At 63.0% G+C, this 18,392-nt stretch carries 22 protein-coding genes and 1 pseudogene; 14 read left to right on the top strand and 9 right to left on the bottom strand.

What is annotated here, in order from left to right:
* Positions 1–40: 40 nt before the first annotated feature.
* The 4 genes from ACM62G_RS25635 (at position 41) to ACM62G_RS25650 (ending at position 2,904) form a co-directional block, all read left to right on the top strand.
* Entirely contained in the window at positions 41–610 is a 570-nt protein-coding gene (locus tag ACM62G_RS25635) for a DUF4174 domain-containing protein (protein ID WP_054064354.1), read from the top strand.
* A gap of 43 nt (positions 611–653) precedes the next feature.
* The gene (locus tag ACM62G_RS25640; protein ID WP_419735898.1) at positions 654–1,427 is read left to right on the top strand and encodes a class I SAM-dependent methyltransferase; all 774 of its coding nucleotides are present in this window, start codon (positions 654–656) and stop codon (positions 1,425–1,427) included.
* 75 nt (positions 1,428–1,502) lie between these two features.
* Positions 1,503–1,898 (top strand): GFA family protein, encoded by a 396-nt coding sequence (locus ACM62G_RS25645; protein ID WP_054059989.1) that lies wholly within the window; start codon positions 1,503–1,505, stop codon positions 1,896–1,898.
* Between the two features lie 220 nt (positions 1,899–2,118).
* The gene (locus tag ACM62G_RS25650; protein ID WP_054059988.1) at positions 2,119–2,904 is read left to right on the top strand and encodes a sulfite exporter TauE/SafE family protein; all 786 of its coding nucleotides are present in this window, start codon (positions 2,119–2,121) and stop codon (positions 2,902–2,904) included.
* Here ACM62G_RS25650 and ACM62G_RS25655 read toward each other — a convergent pair whose 3' ends face one another.
* The gene (locus ACM62G_RS25655) at positions 2,905–3,783 is read right to left on the bottom strand and encodes a LysR substrate-binding domain-containing protein (protein ID WP_419735899.1); all 879 of its coding nucleotides are present in this window, start codon (positions 3,781–3,783) and stop codon (positions 2,905–2,907) included. It lies immediately after the preceding gene.
* Between the two features lie 138 nt (positions 3,784–3,921).
* Here ACM62G_RS25655 and ACM62G_RS25660 point away from each other — a divergent pair, with 138 nt between their 5' ends.
* From ACM62G_RS25660 to ACM62G_RS25670, 3 genes are all read left to right on the top strand, one after another.
* Positions 3,922–4,554 carry a DUF998 domain-containing protein gene (locus ACM62G_RS25660; RefSeq protein WP_273826255.1) on the top strand — a complete coding sequence of 211 codons (633 nt, stop codon included), beginning with the start codon at positions 3,922–3,924 and terminating at the stop codon, positions 4,552–4,554.
* The gene (locus ACM62G_RS25665) at positions 4,551–4,844 is read left to right on the top strand and encodes a hypothetical protein (protein WP_054059985.1); all 294 of its coding nucleotides are present in this window, start codon (positions 4,551–4,553) and stop codon (positions 4,842–4,844) included. Before ACM62G_RS25660 ends, ACM62G_RS25665 begins: the two co-directional genes overlap by 4 nt.
* Before the next feature lie 79 nt (positions 4,845–4,923).
* Positions 4,924–5,490, top strand: a complete 567-nt coding sequence (locus ACM62G_RS25670) for a nucleotidyltransferase family protein (RefSeq protein ID WP_273826256.1) — start codon at positions 4,924–4,926, stop codon at positions 5,488–5,490.
* Positions 5,491–5,496: 6 nt separating this feature from the next.
* Here ACM62G_RS25670 and ACM62G_RS25675 read toward each other — a convergent pair whose 3' ends face one another.
* Positions 5,497–6,066 (bottom strand): hypothetical protein, encoded by a 570-nt coding sequence (locus ACM62G_RS25675; protein ID WP_054059992.1) that lies wholly within the window; start codon positions 6,064–6,066, stop codon positions 5,497–5,499.
* A gap of 525 nt (positions 6,067–6,591) precedes the next feature.
* Positions 6,592–6,759: a hypothetical protein gene (locus ACM62G_RS25680; RefSeq protein ID WP_419735900.1), complete on the bottom strand. Its 168-nt coding sequence runs from the start codon at positions 6,757–6,759 to the stop codon at positions 6,592–6,594.
* Positions 6,760–6,780: 21 nt separating this feature from the next.
* On the opposite strand from ACM62G_RS25680, the gene ACM62G_RS25685 reads away from it, so the two are divergent.
* Positions 6,781–7,014, top strand: a complete 234-nt coding sequence (locus ACM62G_RS25685) for a hypothetical protein (protein WP_419735901.1) — start codon at positions 6,781–6,783, stop codon at positions 7,012–7,014.
* 156 nt (positions 7,015–7,170) lie between these two features.
* Here ACM62G_RS25685 and ACM62G_RS25690 read toward each other — a convergent pair whose 3' ends face one another.
* Positions 7,171–8,499: an aspartate aminotransferase family protein gene (locus ACM62G_RS25690; RefSeq protein WP_273826258.1), complete on the bottom strand. Its 1,329-nt coding sequence runs from the start codon at positions 8,497–8,499 to the stop codon at positions 7,171–7,173.
* A 211-nt stretch (positions 8,500–8,710) separates the two neighbouring features.
* Here ACM62G_RS25690 and glnH point away from each other — a divergent pair, with 211 nt between their 5' ends.
* The 5 genes and pseudogenes from glnH to ACM62G_RS25715 all read left to right on the top strand — a co-directional run bounded on the left by glnH (position 8,711) and on the right by ACM62G_RS25715 (position 12,827).
* Positions 8,711–9,454, top strand: coding sequence for a glutamine ABC transporter substrate-binding protein GlnH (glnH, locus tag ACM62G_RS25695; protein ID WP_054059981.1), 744 nt, complete (start codon positions 8,711–8,713; stop codon positions 9,452–9,454).
* A 31-nt stretch (positions 9,455–9,485) separates the two neighbouring features.
* Positions 9,486–10,142: a glutamine ABC transporter permease GlnP gene (glnP, locus tag ACM62G_RS25700; RefSeq protein WP_054059980.1), complete on the top strand. Its 657-nt coding sequence runs from the start codon at positions 9,486–9,488 to the stop codon at positions 10,140–10,142.
* A pseudogene (gene glnQ / locus ACM62G_RS25705) lies at positions 10,139–10,860 on the top strand (glutamine ABC transporter ATP-binding protein GlnQ). The gene glnP and the pseudogene glnQ overlap by 4 nt, the downstream one beginning before the upstream one ends.
* A gap of 12 nt (positions 10,861–10,872) precedes the next feature.
* The gene (locus ACM62G_RS25710) at positions 10,873–11,910 is read left to right on the top strand and encodes a C45 family autoproteolytic acyltransferase/hydolase (RefSeq protein WP_419735902.1); all 1,038 of its coding nucleotides are present in this window, start codon (positions 10,873–10,875) and stop codon (positions 11,908–11,910) included.
* Between the two features lie 11 nt (positions 11,911–11,921).
* Positions 11,922–12,827 carry a MurR/RpiR family transcriptional regulator gene (locus ACM62G_RS25715; RefSeq protein WP_054059977.1) on the top strand — a complete coding sequence of 302 codons (906 nt, stop codon included), beginning with the start codon at positions 11,922–11,924 and terminating at the stop codon, positions 12,825–12,827.
* A 77-nt stretch (positions 12,828–12,904) separates the two neighbouring features.
* On the opposite strand, the gene ACM62G_RS25720 is transcribed toward ACM62G_RS25715, so the two are convergent.
* The 4 genes from ACM62G_RS25720 to ACM62G_RS25735 form a co-directional block, all read right to left on the bottom strand.
* A complete protein-coding gene (locus tag ACM62G_RS25720) occupies positions 12,905–13,375 on the bottom strand; it encodes an arsenate reductase ArsC (RefSeq protein ID WP_054059976.1) in 471 nt (156 codons plus the stop codon).
* A 27-nt stretch (positions 13,376–13,402) separates the two neighbouring features.
* Entirely contained in the window at positions 13,403–14,686 is a 1,284-nt protein-coding gene (locus ACM62G_RS25725) for an arsenic transporter (RefSeq protein WP_419735903.1), read from the bottom strand.
* A gap of 22 nt (positions 14,687–14,708) precedes the next feature.
* Positions 14,709–15,056, bottom strand: coding sequence for a metalloregulator ArsR/SmtB family transcription factor (locus ACM62G_RS25730; RefSeq protein WP_419735904.1), 348 nt, complete (start codon positions 15,054–15,056; stop codon positions 14,709–14,711).
* Positions 15,057–15,277: 221 nt separating this feature from the next.
* On the bottom strand, positions 15,278–15,733 hold the full coding sequence (locus ACM62G_RS25735) for a VOC family protein (RefSeq protein ID WP_054064343.1): 456 nt from the start codon (positions 15,731–15,733) through the stop codon (positions 15,278–15,280).
* Positions 15,734–15,938: 205 nt separating this feature from the next.
* On the opposite strand from ACM62G_RS25735, the gene ACM62G_RS25740 reads away from it, so the two are divergent.
* The gene (locus ACM62G_RS25740) at positions 15,939–17,378 is read left to right on the top strand and encodes an APC family permease (RefSeq protein WP_054064342.1); all 1,440 of its coding nucleotides are present in this window, start codon (positions 15,939–15,941) and stop codon (positions 17,376–17,378) included.
* Between the two features lie 36 nt (positions 17,379–17,414).
* Here the strand turns inward: ACM62G_RS25740 and feaR are convergent, their stop codons facing one another.
* Positions 17,415–18,377, bottom strand: coding sequence for a transcriptional regulator FeaR (feaR, locus tag ACM62G_RS25745; RefSeq protein ID WP_273826265.1), 963 nt, complete (start codon positions 18,375–18,377; stop codon positions 17,415–17,417).
* Positions 18,378–18,392: the final 15 nt, after the last annotated feature.

The raw sequence follows: 18,392 nt of genomic DNA on the forward strand, positions 1-18,392 counted from the left end.
TGCGCAATCATTACCCCATGAATATTCAAAGGAGGTGTGTATGTTCGTCCGGTCTTTGACCCTCGCCGCCCTGTCGATCTTCGCGTCCGGCCCGTTGCTGGCCGCCGATGTCGACTCTCCGTTGGCCCAGGACTTCGGAAAATCCCGCGCACTGGTGGTGATTGCACCGAGCACCGCGGACCCGACCCTGGTCGGTCTGAAGAAGGCCCTTGACGAGCCGGCCAACCGCAAGGCGTTCGACGAGCGTCAACTGGTGCTGTACGAAGTAGCCCAGACGGTGGGCAAGCGCGCCGACAAATACATGGAGCAGCCGACCACCATGGCGCTGATCCGTGGACTGAAGCTGGGTGTCACACCGGAAGGCAAGTCCACGGTGATTCTGGTGGGCAAGGACGGCCAGCAGAAGACCCTCGAGCATGACGGGCCGTTGCCGATCGCCGAGGTGTTCAAGGCGGTCGATGACTTGCCGGCTGCCGAGAAAGCCACCGTCGCGCCGACACCCGCGCCAGCCCCGGCCGCCGCCGAAGCCAAGCCGGAGAAGGGCGGCAAGCCCGGCAAGGCGGAAAAACCGGGCAAGGCGCCTGCCGCGCCCAAGGATCTGGATGACTGATTCGGGTAGTATCCTGCAGTATTGACCTACGGAGATCGCTGGTATGTCGGGTGTTCACCAGGCTGCACAAGTCGGCTTCAGCGCCGAAGCCAAGACCTACGCCCAGGGGCGCCCTGACTATCCCGCCGAGTTGCTGCCATGGTTGCGTGACACCCTGGGCGCCGTCCCCACTGCCCGGGTAATCGATCTGGGCGCCGGCACCGGCAAGTTCACCCGCCTGCTCAGTCAGACCGGGGCCATGGTGACCGCGGTCGAACCGGTGGAGGCCATGCGCGCCGAGCTGTTGGCGCGCCTGCCGCAGGTGCGCGCGCTGTCGGGCACCGCCGACGCCATGCCGCTGGACGCCGGCAGCGCGGATGCGCTGACCTGTGCCCAGGCCTTTCACTGGTTTGCCCATGAATCATCGCTGGCCGAGATCCATCGGGTACTCAGGCCGGGCGGTCGGTTGGGGCTGGTGTGGAACGTGCGCGACGAATCGGTGGACTGGGTGGCGCAGATCACCCGGATCATCACGCCCTACGAGGGTGACACGCCGCGTTTTCATACCGGTGCCTGGCGCTTGCCCTTCAACGACAGTCGCTACTTCTCGGCGCCGCAACTGAGCCGTTTCGAGTACAGCCATGTGGGGACGCCCCGGGAGGTGATCATCGATCGATTCCTGTCGGTCAGTTTCATCGCGGCGTTAGCGCCGGCGGAAAAGGCCGCTGTCGCCGATCAGCTTCAACAGCTGATTCAGACCCATCCGGCCTTGCGTGGCCAGGAAACCGTTGCCTTTCCCTATCGCACCGAGGCCTATTGCTGCCTGCGCCGGGATTGATGCCTCGCGCGACCTGACGCCTGCTGCGGCAGCGGTGTAGGATGCCCTCGAATCAGCCATGAGCCGGGAGCCGATATGAAGGGCAGTTGTGCGTGTGGAACGGTCACCTATGAAGTCGATGCGCTCGACATGCCGATCGGGCATTGCCATTGCCAGACCTGCCGCAAGACCCACGCGGCAGCGTTTGCCAGCACGGCCGGCGTCAAGCGTGAACACTTTCGCTGGAAGACGGGGCGGGACGCGCTGACGGCCTATGAGTCGTCACCTGGCAAGCTGCGGCATTTCTGTTCGCGCTGTGGCTCGCACCTGATGGCCGAGCGGCTGAACATGCCGGTGGTGATCGTGCGAGTGGCGACGTTGGACGAGGACCCGGGGGTGATCCCCGAGCAGCACATCTGGGTATCCCATGATGTGCCGTGGTTGCGGTACGAAGGGCTGGTGCAGTATCCGCAGTGGCAGCCGGGGCGCTGATCACAGTACTGACATTGACCCCTTGCTGTTCGGGGTTTCCTCCCGGTTCCCCCTGGGGTTATGAGGTGTTCTCAAGGAGGCAAATCCCTCTGCTGAAACAGAGAAAGCGTCAGTCTGATCATTGATCTGGTTATAACGATAGATTTTATTTTTATAAACGGTCATAAGATTAACCGCTATGCTGCGCGCCTGTTTTGGTCGTCTCGCCCAGGGTTTGCTAATGGATGTCGGTAATTTCGGTTTTGTCGTAGCAGGCTTGGTGGTCGGCTTTATCGTAGGGATGACGGGCGTCGGTGGCGGCTCGCTGATGACGCCGATTCTGTTGTGGTTCGGTATCAACCCGGCAACCGCCGTGGGTACGGACTTGCTCTATGCGGCCATCACCAAGTCCGGTGGCGTGCTGGTGCACAAGCGCAACGACAATATCGACTGGAAGATCACCGGCTGGCTGACCCTCGGTAGCGTGCCGGCAGTGTTGCTGACCCTGTGGTTTCTCAGCAGCCTGAACGAGGCGCCCGATGAACTGAACCGCATCATCAAGCAGGCGCTCGGCGTGGTGCTGTTGCTGACGGCGCTGGCGGTGCTGTTCAAGAAGGCCTTGCTGAGGTTCGCCCACCAGCGCGGCGTCGACCACTCGCGAATCAGCGCGCCCAAGCTGAACGGCCTGACTGTGCTGACCGGCCTGGTCCTGGGCACCATGGTGGCGCTGACCTCCATCGGCGCCGGGGCCCTGGGCACGGTGGCGTTGTTCATCCTCTATCCGTTCCTGCCGACCCGGCGCCTGGTCGGCACCGAGATCGCCCATGCGGTGCCACTGACGCTGGTGGCGGGCCTGGGGCATGCGGGCATGGGCAACATGAACTGGGAACTGCTGGGCTTCCTGTTGATGGGCTCGTTGCCCGGGATCTACCTTGGCAGTCATCTGGCCGGACGGGTGGCCGACGGATTCCTGCGGCCGTTCCTGGCGTTGATGCTGTTCACCATCGGCTACAAGCTGGTGTTCTGATCACGCGGGAAGGTGACTGGCGCCTTCCTCGATCAGCCAGCGTTCGAACTTCTCCAGCGCCGGCGGGCGCTGCGCTGCAGGTCGGGTGACCAGCACATAACGTTCGCTCAACTGGGTGAACGTTGGCCATGGCGCACTGAGCCGGCCTTCCTTCAATTCCTGCTCGACATAAAGCCGCGGCACCAGGGCCATGCCAATGCCGGCCTTGGCCGCTTCAATCAGCAGCGCGTAGCGATCATAGGTAGGGCCTGCCGAAATGCCGGGCAGTTGCAGGTTGGCGAGCTGCGCGTAGCGGTCCCAACCGTAGGGGCTTTTATGCTTGTGCAGCAGTGGCATGTTGTGCGCCACGCTGTCGGCCAGGCGTGGATGGCAGACCGCGACCACGGGTTCCTCGAACAGCGACTGCACCTTCATCGGCTGCCAGGTCGCGTGCTCGTAGTTGATGGCCGCATGCAGGTCGCTTTCCTCAAGAGAGAAAGGCTGCGTCCTTTCGCGCAGATTGACTTCGATGTCCGGGTGACGCTCCCGAAACCGCGCGAGCCTGGGGATCAGCCAGCGGCTGGCGAGGGTCGGGATCACGCCGATTTCCAGTGAGGTCGTGCCTTGCGTGTCGCTCATCAACTGGCGGGTATGGCGTTCGATGTCGGCCAGCGCCGTGCGCATGCGTGCCGCATAGCTGGCGCCGGGAGCGGACAGTTCGACGCGGTTGCCCACGCGATGGAACAGCCTTACCCCGATGAAGTCCTCCAGCTTGGCGATCTGGCGGCTGATCGCACCTTCGCTCAGTGCCAGTTCCTGTGCGGCCTTGGCGAAGCTCTGGTGGCGAGCGGCGGCTTCCAGGGCGAGCAGCGCGGAGGTGCTCGGCAGGCGTCTAGTCATTGAGGGCCATCCATGGGGCGGGGGCGGCATCATGACGCATGCGCAAGCTGCCTTGCAAAAAAATCGGTAACGCATGAGAGGGCTGTTCCCTAGCATGGAGCGCGGATTGATCATTACAAGACAAGGGAGCGCCATACCGTGAAAACCACCGATCGTGCCTTGCTGGGATTGGGCGTACTGATTCCGTTCTGGCTGTTCCTGGGGGTTGCCCTGACTGCGCTCGCCTATCCGGGCTACAGCCATCTGGAACTGGCCATGAGTCAATTGGGCGCCGAGGGGGCACCCACCCACAGCTTCTCTGCATGGGTGAACAACTTCCCGTTGGGGCTGTGGTTCATGCTCTTTGCCTGGGGGCTGGCCAGACGCTTCAGGGACTCGCGGCTGGCGCTGCTCAGTGCGGCGCTGATCTTCGTGCATGGCCTGGCGAGCCTGGCCGCCGGCTACTTCTCCTGTGACCAGGGTTGCGTGCCTGCCCAGCCATCGCTCTCGCAACAGATCCACAACCTGTCGGGGCTGGTGATGTTCGTTTCGCTGACGCTGGCGGCATTGTTCTGGGTGTTCCTCGGCAAGCGACTGCTGTCGTCATCCGGCTTCGGCGTGTTTTCGGCAATCTGTGTCATCCTGTCGATCGTTACCGTGGCGATGATGGCCAAGGCCTTCGCCGAGGGGCACCTGTTTGGCCTGTACCAGCGATTCAACTATGGGGTGTCGGTGATCTGGGTCGCAGTGCTGGCAGTATTGGCCTTGCGTGGAACAGCGAGAGCAGAATGAGTGATAGGCAAGGCAGCATCCAGGACAGGATCAAGGCGTTGGTGGCAGCCAGCGCAGTGGACGAGATCACCTACAAGTCGGAGTGGCTGGGCTACCTGCCTTTCGGGGCCTTCCACTGGATCGAGCATCAGGGCAAGGATGTTTCCAGCGATTTCCCCGCAGGGTGGACGCTTGAGGACCTGACGGGGCTTGAGCGTTGCGGGTTCCTGGAGGTGCTTGAAACTCACCAGGACCCGGAGGATGAATTCGATCGATGGATCAGGTATCGCGTTTGCGTGACACGCCCCTGAGCCAGGATGAACCCGTGTTCGGCGCCGCTGGGCACCAGCGCCACAGCACGGCGAGCAGTAGATCCCAGAGGACTCCCATATGACATTGACTGTCGAACGCCTGATCAGCCTGGCGATGCTCAATCCGGCCAACGCTCAAATCACCGCACGCCTGCCTTCGCTGGGCCTGAACCAGTGCATGCTCACCGCAGGCTGCCTGTTCCAGGCCGTGTGGAATCACCAGGCGAAACTGCCGGCAGACTGGGGGATAAAGGACTACGACGTTTTCTACTTTGATGAGGACCTGTCCTGGGAAGCCGAGGATGCGGTTATCCGCTCGGTCGAGCGACTGTTCCAGGATCTCGGGGTCAATATCGAGGTGAGGAACCAGGCCCGCGTCCATCTTTGGTACGAGGAGCGGTTTGGCCGCTCCTACTCCCAGCTGCATTCGACCCGGGAGGGGATCGACCGCTACCTGATTGCCGGGACGTGCATCGGGTTGGATGTCGCCTCGGGGGAAGTCTATGCGCCGTATGGGCTGGCTGACGTGGAGCAGGGCATTCTGCGTATCAACCCCGAATACCCTGATCCGAACCTGTTCGAGCCCAAAGCAAGAAGCTATCAGGCTCGATGGCCCTGGTTGAGGATCATCCCGACCAGGTCGTAGCGATCCTCAACGCAGCTCGGTCACCAGGAAAAAGTGATGCCCGTAGGGCTGCACCGACGCATTATCCTGCCATTGCCTGTCGTTCCTGGGCTGGGTCAGTGGCTTGTCCGTTTCGTCATAGACGAGGGTATAGGCCACGTTCGTGCCGACATCGCCACCCGTTGAGCCCCAACTCCACTCATGGTACTTGGCCGACGACTGCGGCAGGCTGCGAATCGTTTCCAGGTAGACATGCCGCTTCAACTGAAAGCTCACCCAGCCGGCATCCACGCCATAGTGGTACGAGGCCGTCAGCAGGCCGACGGTAATGACGGGGGCTACGACGACTGACACCAGGCGTTTCCAGCGGCGCGTCCAGAGATTGGCCGCGAACCCTACGATGAAACTGCCGGATGCGACCAGCGCGGGCGCAGCGAGCAGGGGGATCAGGAGCAGCCAGAGCCCCAGGAGGCGGTCCAGTTCACTGCTGATGTAGAGAATCAGGCAGAACACCAGCCAGTCGCCGAGATGGCGTGCGGTGAAACGGTCGGCCTGGTCCTCTGCGGACGGTTTGATGCTGCTATCGAGAATGCTCAAGGCGTTTTGTCCTTCCATGACAACGCGAATTGACCCGGCTTCCTTTCGCGTACTGCTGTACCAGAAGGGGCGGGAGTGACTTCAACTCGCAACGATCTCTCCTGAGATCGTCGATGACCGGGTTCCGTCCCTGGGAGACGGTATAGTCAATAGTGACTAGTCAGTCAAACCCTATGAAAGCCTATCCACTTGGCGGCTATGTCCCGGCGTAGCTTGGCACGTGTGAAGAACATTGGACCCTTACTCGATATATCATTCGGTCTGAAGGTGAGAGGGCACTCAGGCAGTGGCTCCGTTTGGGGTGACCTATCGCTATCTCAGGCAGTTCCTCGCACAACAACGAGCGCGGGGTCGCCTTTCCAGCAGAGGGCATCTGTGATGACGAAAGTGTGACGGTTGCACGGTGCCTGGAAGGCGGCTCCGTGCCAGGGAGCCGCCATGGGGATCAAGGGTTGCGGCGCTTCAGGAAACCCTCGATGACGCCGGCGAAACAAGTCGTGAAACCGCAATCAACAGGCGGGCACATCAGCCAAGCGACTCGTCAAACGGCAACGGCACGTTCGGGTCACGCCGGACTTCAAACACGTTGAGCGTCATCGCCACCAGCGTGTAGTAGCCATACACACCGATCAGTTCGACCAGTCCCGGCTCGCCGAACAGCGCCACGCCCTGTTCATAGAGGTCGGCTGGCACGCGCCGAGTCTCGTGGAGCGATTGGCCGATGTCGTAGACGCATTGTTCGTCTGCCGCCTCGAACAAGGGGCCTGCTGTGCCCTCAAGGCATCGATGATCGCCCCGGACAAGCCGGCGGATCTGGCGATGGGCTCGTGGATCTGCCACTCGGCCTGGGAGCGCCACCAGGCGGCAGTGGTCAATATCGCCAGTTCGGTCAGGCGCAGCTCAAGGCGCGTGCCGTACCGGCAGAACGCTCCCAGGCGCTGGGCGTGATCGGCCAGCGCAGGGCTGTGGATCCACGCCAGGAACGGCCCGTCGAGGTTGCCACGCGGCCCCTTGAGGATGTCGGTGAGTACGCGCTGCTGATCTTCGCTCATGTTGCCGGCTGGCAACGGGGTCAGTCGGGATCTGATTTCCATGGGGGCTCCGTCAGAGTGCGTTGATGGCCACGTCGATGGCGCGGGCCAGCTTGTGGGTGATCTCGTCGATGTGGTGTTCATCGATGATGAACGGCGGTGCCAGCAGGATATGGTCGCCGTATTGGCCATCCACCGTGCCCCCCATCGGATAGCACATCAAACCTTCATTCATGGCGGCTTTCTTGAGGCGTGCGTGCAGCTTGAGTTCGGGGGCGAACGGGGTCTTGTCCTGCCGGTCGGCGACCAGTTCAAGGCCCTGGAACAGGCCGCGTCCGCGGATATCGCCGACATGGGCATGGTTGCCCAGCACTTCCATCAGGCGAGCCTGCAATGCATTGCCCCTGTCGATCACCCGATTGAGCAGGCCGCGCTGCTCGATGGCCTTCTGCACCGCCAGCGCCGCGGCGCATGCCGTAGCGTGGCCGATGTAGGTGTGCCCGTGCTGGAAGTAGCCGGAACCGTTCGCGATGGCGTCGCGTATGCGGGCACTGACCAGTGTCGCGCCAATCGGCTGGTAGCCGGCCCCCAGCCCCTTGGCGATGGTGATCAGATCGGCGCTGATACCTTCCTGCTCGGCGGCGAACAGTGAGCCGGTACGCCCCATGCCGCACATGACTTCGTCCAGGATCAGCAACACGCCGTAGCGGTCGCACACCTGCCGGATCTGCCGGAAGTACCCGGGGACCGCCGTGACCGCACCCAGGGTGGCTCCCACCACCGGCTCGGCGACGAAGGCCATGACATTGGCCGGCCCCAGGCGGAGGATTTCCGCCTCCAGTTCGAGGGCAAGGCGAGTGGCAAACTGTTCGGCAGTTTCGCCGTCGCGCTGCTCGCGGTAGGCGTAGCAGGGGCTGACATGGCTGACGTCAATCAGCAGCGGCTCGAATTGGCGGCGACGCCACTCATTGCCGCCCGCCGCCAACGCGCCCAACGTGTTGCCGTGGTAGCTCTGGCGGCGCGCAATGACATGCCGGCGACTTGGCTGGCCGATTTCCACGAAGTACTGCCGGGCCAGCTTCAGTGCGGTCTCGATGGCTTCGGAGCCCCCCGATACGAAGTACACCGACTCCAGGCCGGCCGGCGCGCGGGCCACCAGAAAATCCGCCAGCTCTTCCATCACCTCGGTGGTGAAGAACGAAGTATGCGCATAGGCCAGTTGCCCGATCTGCTGCCTGACGGCCTCGATCACCTGCGGATCGCTATGGCCCAGGCACGAGACCGCTGCACCGCCACTCGCATCCAGATACCGGCGCCCAGTGCTGTCGATGAGGTACGGCCCGTCGCCCGCAACGGCGGTGGGATAGGTTTGGGTGAAGCTTCGGTGCAGTACGTGGCTCATGATTCCTCCAAAGTTCGTGCAAATAATACTTGCATATGACAATGAAGCAACGGATATTTGCATTGCAGCAAGTGCAGAGTCACTGCTCGCTGGAATCCCTGGCATGGACTCGCCACCTAAAAACAATCAGGGGCCCGCCCCATACGTACTGACTGCCGCTTTCCCTCGCACCGACATCGGTGATCGAGCCCCCTTTTGCAGAGGAAAGACGATGAAAAAATTCTTCAAGGTATCGCTCGCAGCTGTGGCCCTTGCCATCACCTGCACTTCCCAGGCCGCCGACAAGGAACTGTTGATCGCCACGGACACGGCGTTCGTGCCGTTCGAGTTCAAGCAGGGCAATGAGTATGTCGGCTTCGATATCGATCTCTGGGCGGCCATCGCCAAGGAGATGGGCGTCAAGTACAGCCTCAAGCCGATGGATTTCAACGGCATCATCCCGGCCCTGCAGACCCATAACGTGGACGCCGCCCTGGCGGGGATCACCATCAAGGAAGAGCGCAAGCAGGCCATCGACTTTTCCGACGGCTACTACGACAGCGGCTTTTTGCTGATGGTCAAGAGCGATAACGACAGCATCAAGGGCGAAGCGGACGTCGCCGGCAAGACCGTGGCGGTGAAGAGCGGCACCTCGGCGGCCGACTATGCCAAGGCCAACTTCAAGGCCAGGGAACTGCGCCAGTTCCCGAACATCGACAATGCGTACCTGGAACTGCGTACCGGTCGTGTCGATGCCGCCATGCACGACACGCCCAACGTGCTCTATTACATCAAGACGGCCGGCGAAGGGCAGGTCAAGGCGGTGGGCAGCCAGATGATGGCGCAGCAGTACGGTATCGGCTTCCCCAAGGGCAGCGAACTGCGCGAGCCGGTCAACGCGGCGCTGAAAAAGCTGCGTGAGGATGGCACCTACGCGCGCATCTACGAGAAATGGTTCGGCACCCAGCCGCAGTAATCCCTTCCGCTTTTCTTGAGAGTTTCCGGTTATGCATTTTCAATGGAGCGCCATCTGGGATGCGCTCCCCGTTTTGCTGGAAGGCGCCAAACTCACGCTCTGGATTTCCATCCTGGGCCTGATCGGCGGCGCCGTCATCGGCGTGATCGCGGGCTTTGCCCGCGCTTACGGCGGGTTCCTCAGCAGTCGGGTAGCGCTGGTTTTCATCGAACTGATCCGTGGCACCCCGATCATGGTGCAGGTGATGTTCATCTACTTTGCCTTGCCCCTGATGATTCCGGTGCGCATCGACCCGTTCAGTGCCGCCGTCACCACCATCATGCTCAACTCGGGGGCCTACATCGGCGAAATCACCCGGGGCGCGGTGCTGTCGATCAACAACGGGTTCCGTGAAGCCGGCCTGGCGCTTGGGTTGTCCCGCCGCGACACGCTGCGCTACGTCATCGCGCCGCTGGCATTTCGCCGGATGATTCCGGCGCTGGGCAACCAGTGGATCGTCAGCATCAAGGATACGTCCCTGTTCATCGTCATCGGCGTGGCCGAGCTGACCCGCCAGGGCCAGGAAGTGATCGCCGGCAACTTCCGGGCCATGGAGATCTGGTCCGCGGTCGCGGTGATCTACCTGGTCATTACCCTGGTGCTCAGCTACGTCCTGCGCCGTATGGAAGCGAGACTCAAAATCCTATGATCGAATTCAAGAACGTTTCCAAGCACTTCGGCAGTACCCAGGTGCTGCACAACATCGACCTCAGTATTGCCAGCGGCGAGGTGGTGGTCATCATCGGGCCGTCGGGTTCGGGCAAGTCCACCCTGTTGCGCTGCATCAACAAGCTTGAGGACGTCACCGAGGGTGAGCTGATCGTCGATGGCCTGCGGGTCAACGACCCCAAGGTGGATGAGCGGCTCATCCGCCAGGAGGCGGGCATGGTGTTCCAGCAGTTTCACCTGTTTCCGCAAATGACCGCACTCGAAAACGTCGCCTTCGGGCCCATCCGGGTGAGGGGGCGGGCAAGGCCGAGGCGCATGCACTGGGGCGTGAGCTGCTGGCCAAGGTGGGGCTGGCCGAGCGCGCCGACCATTACCCGTCGCAACTGTCCGGCGGCCAGCAACAGCGCGTGGCGATTGCCCGTGCCCTGGCGGTGAAACCGAAGATGATGCTGTTCGATGAGCCGACCTCGGCGCTGGATCCCGAACTGCGCCATGAAGTGCTGACGGTGATGAAGGCCCTGGCCGAAGAAGGCATGACCATGGTGATCGTGACCCATGAGGTCGACTTCGCGCGCAAGGTGGCGAGCCGGCTGATTTTCATCGACAAGGGGCGCATCGCCGAGGACGGCGAACCTGAAACGCTGATCGCCAACCCGCCCAGCCCGCGCCTGCGGGAATTTCTCCAGCACGTGTCATAAGGTCGCCTAACCATGCTCGCTCAACTTCACATTGCCGGCAGCGCGTACGACCTGGGTTTGCGCCTGGGCGAATTCGGTCGCGAGGCCGTCAACACCCGGCTGCGGCCCTTGCCGCTGTGGCAACGACTGGCTGCCTTGGCCGGTTCCGACAAGGCCCGGCAGATGCAGGCCCTGGTGCGTCGGCACTACCCGCGTTACTGGCAGGAAATCGAAGGCCTGGCCGCCGGGCTGCAACTGCCGGTGGACGAAGTCTTCCTGTGGAACTGCCGCGGTGACTTCGCGGGGCTGGCCAGCGTGGACGGCTGTACCACCGTCTACGGTCGGACGCCGCAGGGCACGCTGATTGCGCACAATGAAGACGGGTTGCCCCAACTGCGCAACGATTGCGCGATCGTGCATGCCCGGCCCGATGAAGGCGCGGCCTTCACCAGCTTCATCTACCCCGGTTCCATTCCCGGCCACACCTTTGCGGTGAATGAGCATGGCGTGGTCGCCACCGTCAACAACCTGCGGCCAACCGATATTCCCGCCGGCTTGCCCCGCCAGATCCTGGGACGCGCGTCGCTGGATGCCCGGTCCATCGACGAGGCGATTGCCGCCGTTGCCACCACGCCGAGGGCCGGGGCCTTTCACCATGCCTTCGGCCAGGCGGGTTCGGCGCGGCTGGTCAGTGTCGAGGCGAGCGCCGCCGCAACGGCCGTGGTCGAGGTGGTGCAACCCGGCGGGCATTCCAACCACATGGTCCACGGGGCCCTTGCCGGGGTCGGCCAGGTGGTGACCGGCAGCTCGGGGTCGCGCCAGCAGCGGGTGGAGCGCCTGCTGGCAGAGGCGCAGACGGGCTTCAATCCATCGTGGGCCCTTGAGCTGTTGCGGGATGAGGCGGACCCGGCCCTGCCCATCTATCGCTGTGCGCCCGATGACCCGGATGACGAAAACACCCTGGCCACCGCGGTCTTCACCCTGACCGCGAGCACTGTAGAATGGCGCGTTTATACCCACCGCTCGACGGAGCAGCCGGACGCAGCGGGTGTGGTTTCTGTTTCCAGATAACGGATGGCCGGATGAGCAAAGCAAGCGAGCAACTGCCCGAAACGGTCAGCGGTTTGAAAGAACTGTTGGCCGCCATCGAGCGACAAGAGGTGGACATAGCCCTGGGCAGCAGCTCGACCCGCGTGCTCACGTCGCTGATCGAATCCCCCCAGCGCGCTGCCGTCTCGTCCATCAGCGAATTGGCGGAGCAGCTGGGGGTCAACGCCTCCACGCTGTCCCGCCTGGCCCGGCGCCTGGGGTATTCGGGCTTCAGCAAGCTGCAGGACGTGTTCCGTCGCGAGCTGACCGAGGGCAAGAGCTTCTACAGTGACCAGGCTTCCCGGCTGGTGGTCGGCCACGATGATTCCGGCGCACTCAGCCAACTGGCCCGACTGGGTCGGCAGGAAAGCGCCAACATCGCCAGCATGGTCGAGCAGGTCGACCCCGAGACCTTCGGCCAGGTGGTCGCCCGGTTGAGCACGGCAAGGCGCGTGCGCATTCATGGCATGCGCCAGTTCAACTCCCTGGCGCTGTTCATGTCGTACGGCCTGGGGATGTTGCGTCCCGATGTCAGCACCCTGGACTCCAGCCGCCAGGGCGTGGCCGATGCCCTGGCGCAGATGGATGCCGGCGATGTACTGGTGGTTGCCAGCTGCTTCCCGTACACCCCGAGTGTGCTGGCCACGGCTGAAGTAGCCGCGCGACACGGCATCGACGTCATCGCGCTGACCGACTCCGCCAGTTCGCCGCTGGCGAAGTCGGCCCTGCACAGCTTCTACGTTCCCAACCACAGCCTGTTCTTCAGCAACAGCATGTGCGCCTTCATGCTGCTCGCCCAGGGGCTGCTGAGCGCGGTTGCCAGCTCCCTCGGGGAAGCCTCGGTCGAGGCGCTGAGGTATCGTGAGAAACTGATTTCCGAGCTCAACGCTTCCTTGTAGTGCGTGTGGCGGCAGACAGGCATCGACGAACGGCGAAGGGGCGAGAGGCGCCGTGGGGCGATATCCACTGCTCCGACCTAGAGTGTGCCGATACGATCCAGTTCGCGTTTGAGCCCTTCGTGATCAAGCGTGGCGAAGGGCAATGCGAAAAAGGCACTGCAGCGTTTCCTGATGCGCGCCAGCGTGGCGTGGAAGGCGGCATCGATCGACGCCTCGTCGCCCACCACCTCTGAGGGATCCTCCAGCCCCCAGTGGGATTTCAGCGCGGGGCCGAAATACACCGGACAGGTTTCGCCGGCGGCCTTGTCGCAGACGGTGATGACGATGTCCGGCGGGTTGTCCTCGAAGGCCTCGTTACCCTTGCTGCTCAGGCCTGCTATGGAAATGCCGGCCTGCTGCAGGGTGCCGAGGCTGCGCGGCAGCACTTGCCCCTTGGGGAAGCTGCCGGCGCTCACGGCCTCGAAGCCTGACGGGGCCAGGTGGTTGAACAGGGCTTCGCAAAGAATGCTGCGGCAGCTGTTGGCCGTGCACATGAACAGGACTCGCATGGAGGGTTCCTCGCTTCGGGGTGGACTTCAGAGGCTCAGGCGCAGGGCCAGGGCTGAAAGGGTGATCAGCAGGACGGGCAAGGTCAGGAGAACGCCGACCCTGAAGTAGTAGCCCCAGGTGATGCGTACGCCCTTGCGCTCCAGCACGTGCAGCCAGAGCAGCGTGGCGAGACTGCCGATGGGCGTGAGCTTGGGGCCGAGGTCGCAACCGATGACGTTGGCGTAGATCATCGCCTCGCGCACCAGCCCATCGGCAGCGCTGGCCTGGATCGACAGGGCGCCGACCAGTACGCTGGGCATGTTGTTCATCACCGACGACAGCAGCGCCGAGAGCAGCCCGGTGCCGAGGGCGGCGCTCCACAAGCCGTGCTCGGCAAGCCGGTCGAGCAGATGAGTGAGCAGGTCCGTGAGGCCAGCATTCTTCAGGCCATAGACCACCAGGTACATGCCAAGGGAAAAGACCACCACCTGCCACGGGGCCTCGCGCAGCACACGGCGGGTAGAAATGCGCTGGCCGCGGGCCGCCACGGCGAACAGGCAGGCTGCACAGGCGGCCGCCACGCCGCTGATCGGGATGCCCAGGGGTTCCAGGGCAAACAGGCCGCCCAACAGGACCAGCAGTGTCCACCCGCCAACGATGAAGGTCGCGCGGTCACGGATGGCCGTCTTTGGTTCCTGAAGGGCCTCGAGTGCGTACTGCTTCGGAAGATCGCGACGGAAAAACACGAACAGCACCAGCAGGGTGGCGGCCACGCTGGCCAGGTTTACCGGAACCATCACCGAAGCGTACTCGGCGAAGCCCAGCCTGAAGTAGTCGGCCGAGACGATGTTCACCAGGTTGGAAACCACCAGCGGCAGGCTCGCGGTGTCGGCAATGAAGCCGGCAGCCATGACGAAGGCCAGGGTCGCGGCTGGCGGGAAGCGCAGGGCGAGCAGCATCGACATGACGATCGGCGTGAGAATCAGTGCCGCCCCGTCGTTGGCGAACAATGCCGAAACGGCAGCGCCGAGCAGCACGCAGAAGGCAAACAGGCGATGACCGCTGCCGTTTGCCCAGCGGGCCACGTGCAGGGCGGCCCACTCGAAGAAGCCGGCTTCGTCCAGCAGCAGGCTGATGACGATCACGGCGATGAAGGTGGCCGTGGCGTTCCACACGATCGACCAGACGGTGGGAATGTCGTGCAGCGACACGGCGCCGGTAGCCAGTGCGATGCTCGCACCGAGCGCGGCGCTCCAGCCGACGCCCAGGCCCTTGGGCTGCCAGATGACCAGAATGAGGGTGAAGACGAAGACGGCAGTGGCGACCAGCATGAAAGACTCGCTCGGTGGGTTGTCAGCAGCAGGAGGTGGTGCGTACGGGGCGGTCGTCCATGTTCTGCAGGCGTGCGGCATTGTCCTGCAGCCACGTGGCGTTGGCGTGCAATGTCACGTGCAGCATCTCGTGGACCCAGGCGGGCAGTTCCGGGTTGAGCCGGTAATACACCCACTGGCCCTGCCGGCGATCGAGCAGCAGGCCGCTGCTGCGCAGTTGCGCCAGATGGCGGCTGATTTTCGGCTGGCTGTCATCCAGGGCGCACATCAGCTCGCAGACGCACAGTTCGCCCAGCTTGGCGATCAGCAGGGTGGCGCGGGCGCGTGTCTCGTCGGCCAGGTTCTTGAAGACCTCGGGGGGAGTGATCACGGGAGCTACCTTGTATATATGGATAATCGAATATACGGATATCCATATTTAAAAGGCAAGCCCGATCGACGTTATTTCGCTGGTCCCGCAAGCGCTTGCCTGAGCCCGCGGCCATCGTGGTTGAACAGGCGACCGGGGCTCCGCAAGTGGCCACAAGCGTGCAGGCGAGCAAATGGTATCGCTTTGGCTTCTAGGCCGCCGCCTGAATCACACGGGGCATCTCAGGCAAACGCTTTCTCGAGAAAGGCCCCGAGCGTCTTCTCTTCCAGAATCTCGATGGAAAAGTGCCCGAAGCGCTTGGGCAACCAGATGATGCGCGTTCCGGAGGGTGACTGCAGATCCTCGCGGGTCAGGGGATTGCCGTTCTCATCTTCCGGCTGGACCCCGCAGGCGATCAGTTCGTCGTAGGCCTTTTCGATATCCGGCGTGGTGTAGCAGTGGCGATAGATCATGCCTTCGCCCACGGTATCGAGGAGCTGCTTCAGGTTGCCGGCCAGCGGCTCCACCAGCATGAAGCGTTCCTGCCCGATCAGCGCAACGGCGTAGCGCACATGCAGGCCGCCGCGGTCCCAGACCTGTGTCGTCGAGATCCTGGCCTGGAGTATCCGGGCGTAGTAGTGACAGGCCGCTTCCAGGTCAGCGACCAGTACGTCCACGTGGCTGAACTTCAAATCCATCGCCTACCTCCTTTTGATCGAGCCGGCAGAGTAAACCGGCCGGTTTGTCGTTGTCGCGCTGCATTGGATGCGGCGGGCCTGGTGTCACTGTCAGTCAAGCAATGGCGCTTATCGCCAAGACGTCCCGGGTGGAGCACTTTTAAGCTGGACTCCCGATCGTCTCCGAGTTCGGACACAACAATTTCAATAACCCCGGATGAATGCCATGAGTGCGAATATTCAAACAACCGGCACGTTGCGCAAGAATGCCCTGGGCATGTGGAGCATCGTGTTTTTCGTGATCGCCACCAATGGACCGCTGACCGGATTGGTCGGTGTGGTGCCCACTGCGATCCTGATGGGCAACGGCATAGGACTGCCGGGTGTGTTTCTGCTGGCAGGACTGGTGTACCTGTTGTTCGCGGTGGGTTTCGTCGCCATGGGGCGGTACGTACGCAACGCCGGGGCGTTCTATGCCTACGTTTCCAGCGGGTTGGGGCGGCCGTGCGGCACTGCCTCGGCGTTCCTCGCCATCACCGCGTATGCCGGCATGCAGATCGCCTGCTATGGCCTGATCGGCTTTTTCACCGCGCAGGCGCTGGAGAGTTTCGGCATCAGCCTTTCGTGGTGGGCGGCCAGCATGGGCTACGCGGCGCTGATCCTGTGCTTCGGCACCCGCAACGTCGAGTTCAACGGGCGTTTCCTGGCCTGGTTGATGCTCGCCGAACTGCTGGTGATTGCGGTCTTCGACCTGGCAGTGATCGTTCATCAGGGCGGGCCGGAGGGTTTCAGCCTGGCGCCGTTGCAGCCATCGAACGTCTTGGCCCCGGGATTGGGCGCGGCGCTGGTGTTCGTGGGCGGCGCCTTCATGGGGTTCGAGACCACCGCCATCTATGCCGAAGAAGCACGTGAACCGCACAAGACCCTGCCTCGCGCGACCTTCCTCGCGCTTTTGATCATCATGGGGTTCTACGCCCTGTCGTCATGGCTGATGATCGTTGCCATCGGGCCATCCCATGCAACGGCTTTCATCGAGCAGGATCCGGGGGCCGTCTGGTTTCGCCTGGCGAACGAGTGGGTAGGGCCGCTGCTCGCTGATTCGATTCATGTACTGTTGATCACCAGCCTGTTCGCCGTGTTGCTCAGCTTCCACAATTCGTTGTCGCGTTACCTGTTCGCCCTGGGACGGGAAAGGGTGCTGCCGCGGGTGTTCGCGCTCACCCACGCGCGGCATCAGACTCCCTGGTTGGCCAGCATTTTCCAGACCGCACTGGTGCTGTTGATCATTGCGGCCTGTGCAGTGCAGGGCGCCGATCCGATCACCCAGGTACTGCCGTTGGGCAGTGCGCCAGCCACGCTCGGTATTCTGGCCGTGCAGGCGATGACTTCGGTCTCCGTCATTGCCTTCTTCCGCCGCGATGCCAGGGGCAGCCATCTCTGGCAACGGCTGATCGCGCCGCTGTTGAGTGCGGGCGCGCTGGGTTACGGCATCTACCTGATCGTCATCAACATGGCCCTGCTGACCGGTGGCGAATCGATCTTCAATCAGCTGATTCCGCTGGGCATGCTCGGTGTGGCGCTGTCCGGTCTGCTGCTGGCCGGCTACCTGCGCTGGCGCAGGCCGGTGGTCTATCAGAACCTGGGGCGGGTCCTGAGCGAAGTCTGATACCCGGCAGCCGGTCCTTGGGGCCGGCTGTATTCTTCAGTTGCAGGCGGCCATGCGGAAGTCCTTCGGCGACTGGCCATAGCGGGCCTTGAACGCCCTGGAGAAGTGACTCAGGTCGCTGAAACCCCAGTCGAAGGCGACGGCCGATATCTTCTGTTGGTCGACGTGCTGCGCCAGCGATTCGGCGCAACGTTCCAGACGCCGCTCCATGATGTAGCGGCCAAGGGTGATGCCCTCATGGGCGAACAGCCGATGCAGCGTGCGCAGCGAGCAGCCCATGGCCCGGGCAATCAGGGCCGGGCTCAGCTCGGGGTTGGCGAGGTCGTCGTTGATCACCTGTTGCGCCCTGTTGAGCAACTGCGCCTGGGTCCGTGGAGCGCAGGAGGGGTGTTGGCGTATGTCTTCGCTCACCAGTGGCCGAATCAGGTGCAGCAGTGCATCCATCATGGCCTCTGTTGCTTCGGGGGTGTCGCTGCTGCTTTCGAACAGTTCGGTGACCAGTGCACCGGCGATTCGCCCGGGTCCCGAATCGGCGCGCAGGGTACGGTTGAGCAGCAGCCGGCGCCCGGATGCCAGCCGCTGTACCGTGTGACGCGGCAGGATCAGTGACAATTGGCCGGCCATGCCCTGGAAGCGAATGTCACAGGGCCGGGTGGCATCGAGCAGCACCAGATCGCCCGGTTGCAGCAGGCTCTGCTGCTCGCCATGCTCTATCCGGGCACTGCCGCTGGATTGGTGGACGAGGAAGAAGCAGTCATTGTCGTCATGCCGGATATCGTGGTGGTCGCGGTGGATATGCGGGCTGTTGCTGATGATTCGGGCACCCACCCGGGTTGGGTCGAAGGCGGGGGCGATGATCTGTCCGGAAAACTCAGTGATCGCTCGACCTGGCGGCGGCTCGCAATGAAACGCCCCGCAGTGGGCCTGCAAGGCGTGTTCCCAACGGCCGAAACCGTCACGTCCGTGAAAGCGATCATTATTCTGGACGAGCCCTTTCATGTTCCACCTCTGCAC

Origin of the sequence: Pseudomonas sp. COR18, from assembly GCF_048568395.1 — a bacterium.
Taxonomy (GTDB): Bacteria; Pseudomonadota; Gammaproteobacteria; order Pseudomonadales; family Pseudomonadaceae; genus Aquipseudomonas; species Aquipseudomonas fuscovaginae_B.

What these genes read in the sequence shown, in the direction of transcription:
- ACM62G_RS25715 (WP_054059977.1), top strand. Translation starts at nt 11,922, where the DNA reads ATGAGCAAAGCAAGCGAGCAACTGCCCGAAACGGTCAGCGGTTTGAAA.
- ACM62G_RS25650 (WP_054059988.1), top strand. Translation starts at nt 2,119, where the DNA reads ATGGATGTCGGTAATTTCGGTTTTGTCGTAGCAGGCTTGGTGGTCGGC.
- ACM62G_RS25645 (WP_054059989.1), top strand. Translation starts at nt 1,503, where the DNA reads ATGAAGGGCAGTTGTGCGTGTGGAACGGTCACCTATGAAGTCGATGCG.
- ACM62G_RS25655 (WP_419735899.1), bottom strand. Translation starts at nt 3,783, where the DNA reads ATGACTAGACGCCTGCCGAGCACCTCCGCGCTGCTCGCCCTGGAAGCC.
- ACM62G_RS25665 (WP_054059985.1), top strand. Translation starts at nt 4,551, where the DNA reads ATGAGTGATAGGCAAGGCAGCATCCAGGACAGGATCAAGGCGTTGGTG.
- ACM62G_RS25690 (WP_273826258.1), bottom strand. Translation starts at nt 8,499, where the DNA reads ATGAGCCACGTACTGCACCGAAGCTTCACCCAAACCTATCCCACCGCC.
- feaR (WP_273826265.1), bottom strand. Translation starts at nt 18,377, where the DNA reads ATGAAAGGGCTCGTCCAGAATAATGATCGCTTTCACGGACGTGACGGT.
- ACM62G_RS25735 (WP_054064343.1), bottom strand. Translation starts at nt 15,733, where the DNA reads ATGGATTTGAAGTTCAGCCACGTGGACGTACTGGTCGCTGACCTGGAA.
- ACM62G_RS25740 (WP_054064342.1), top strand. Translation starts at nt 15,939, where the DNA reads ATGAGTGCGAATATTCAAACAACCGGCACGTTGCGCAAGAATGCCCTG.
- ACM62G_RS25725 (WP_419735903.1), bottom strand. Translation starts at nt 14,686, where the DNA reads ATGCTGGTCGCCACTGCCGTCTTCGTCTTCACCCTCATTCTGGTCATC.
- ACM62G_RS25720 (WP_054059976.1), bottom strand. Translation starts at nt 13,375, where the DNA reads ATGCGAGTCCTGTTCATGTGCACGGCCAACAGCTGCCGCAGCATTCTT.
- ACM62G_RS25640 (WP_419735898.1), top strand. Translation starts at nt 654, where the DNA reads ATGTCGGGTGTTCACCAGGCTGCACAAGTCGGCTTCAGCGCCGAAGCC.
- glnP (WP_054059980.1), top strand. Translation starts at nt 9,486, where the DNA reads ATGCATTTTCAATGGAGCGCCATCTGGGATGCGCTCCCCGTTTTGCTG.
- ACM62G_RS25635 (WP_054064354.1), top strand. Translation starts at nt 41, where the DNA reads ATGTTCGTCCGGTCTTTGACCCTCGCCGCCCTGTCGATCTTCGCGTCC.
- glnH (WP_054059981.1), top strand. Translation starts at nt 8,711, where the DNA reads ATGAAAAAATTCTTCAAGGTATCGCTCGCAGCTGTGGCCCTTGCCATC.
- ACM62G_RS25710 (WP_419735902.1), top strand. Translation starts at nt 10,873, where the DNA reads ATGCTCGCTCAACTTCACATTGCCGGCAGCGCGTACGACCTGGGTTTG.
- ACM62G_RS25670 (WP_273826256.1), top strand. Translation starts at nt 4,924, where the DNA reads ATGACATTGACTGTCGAACGCCTGATCAGCCTGGCGATGCTCAATCCG.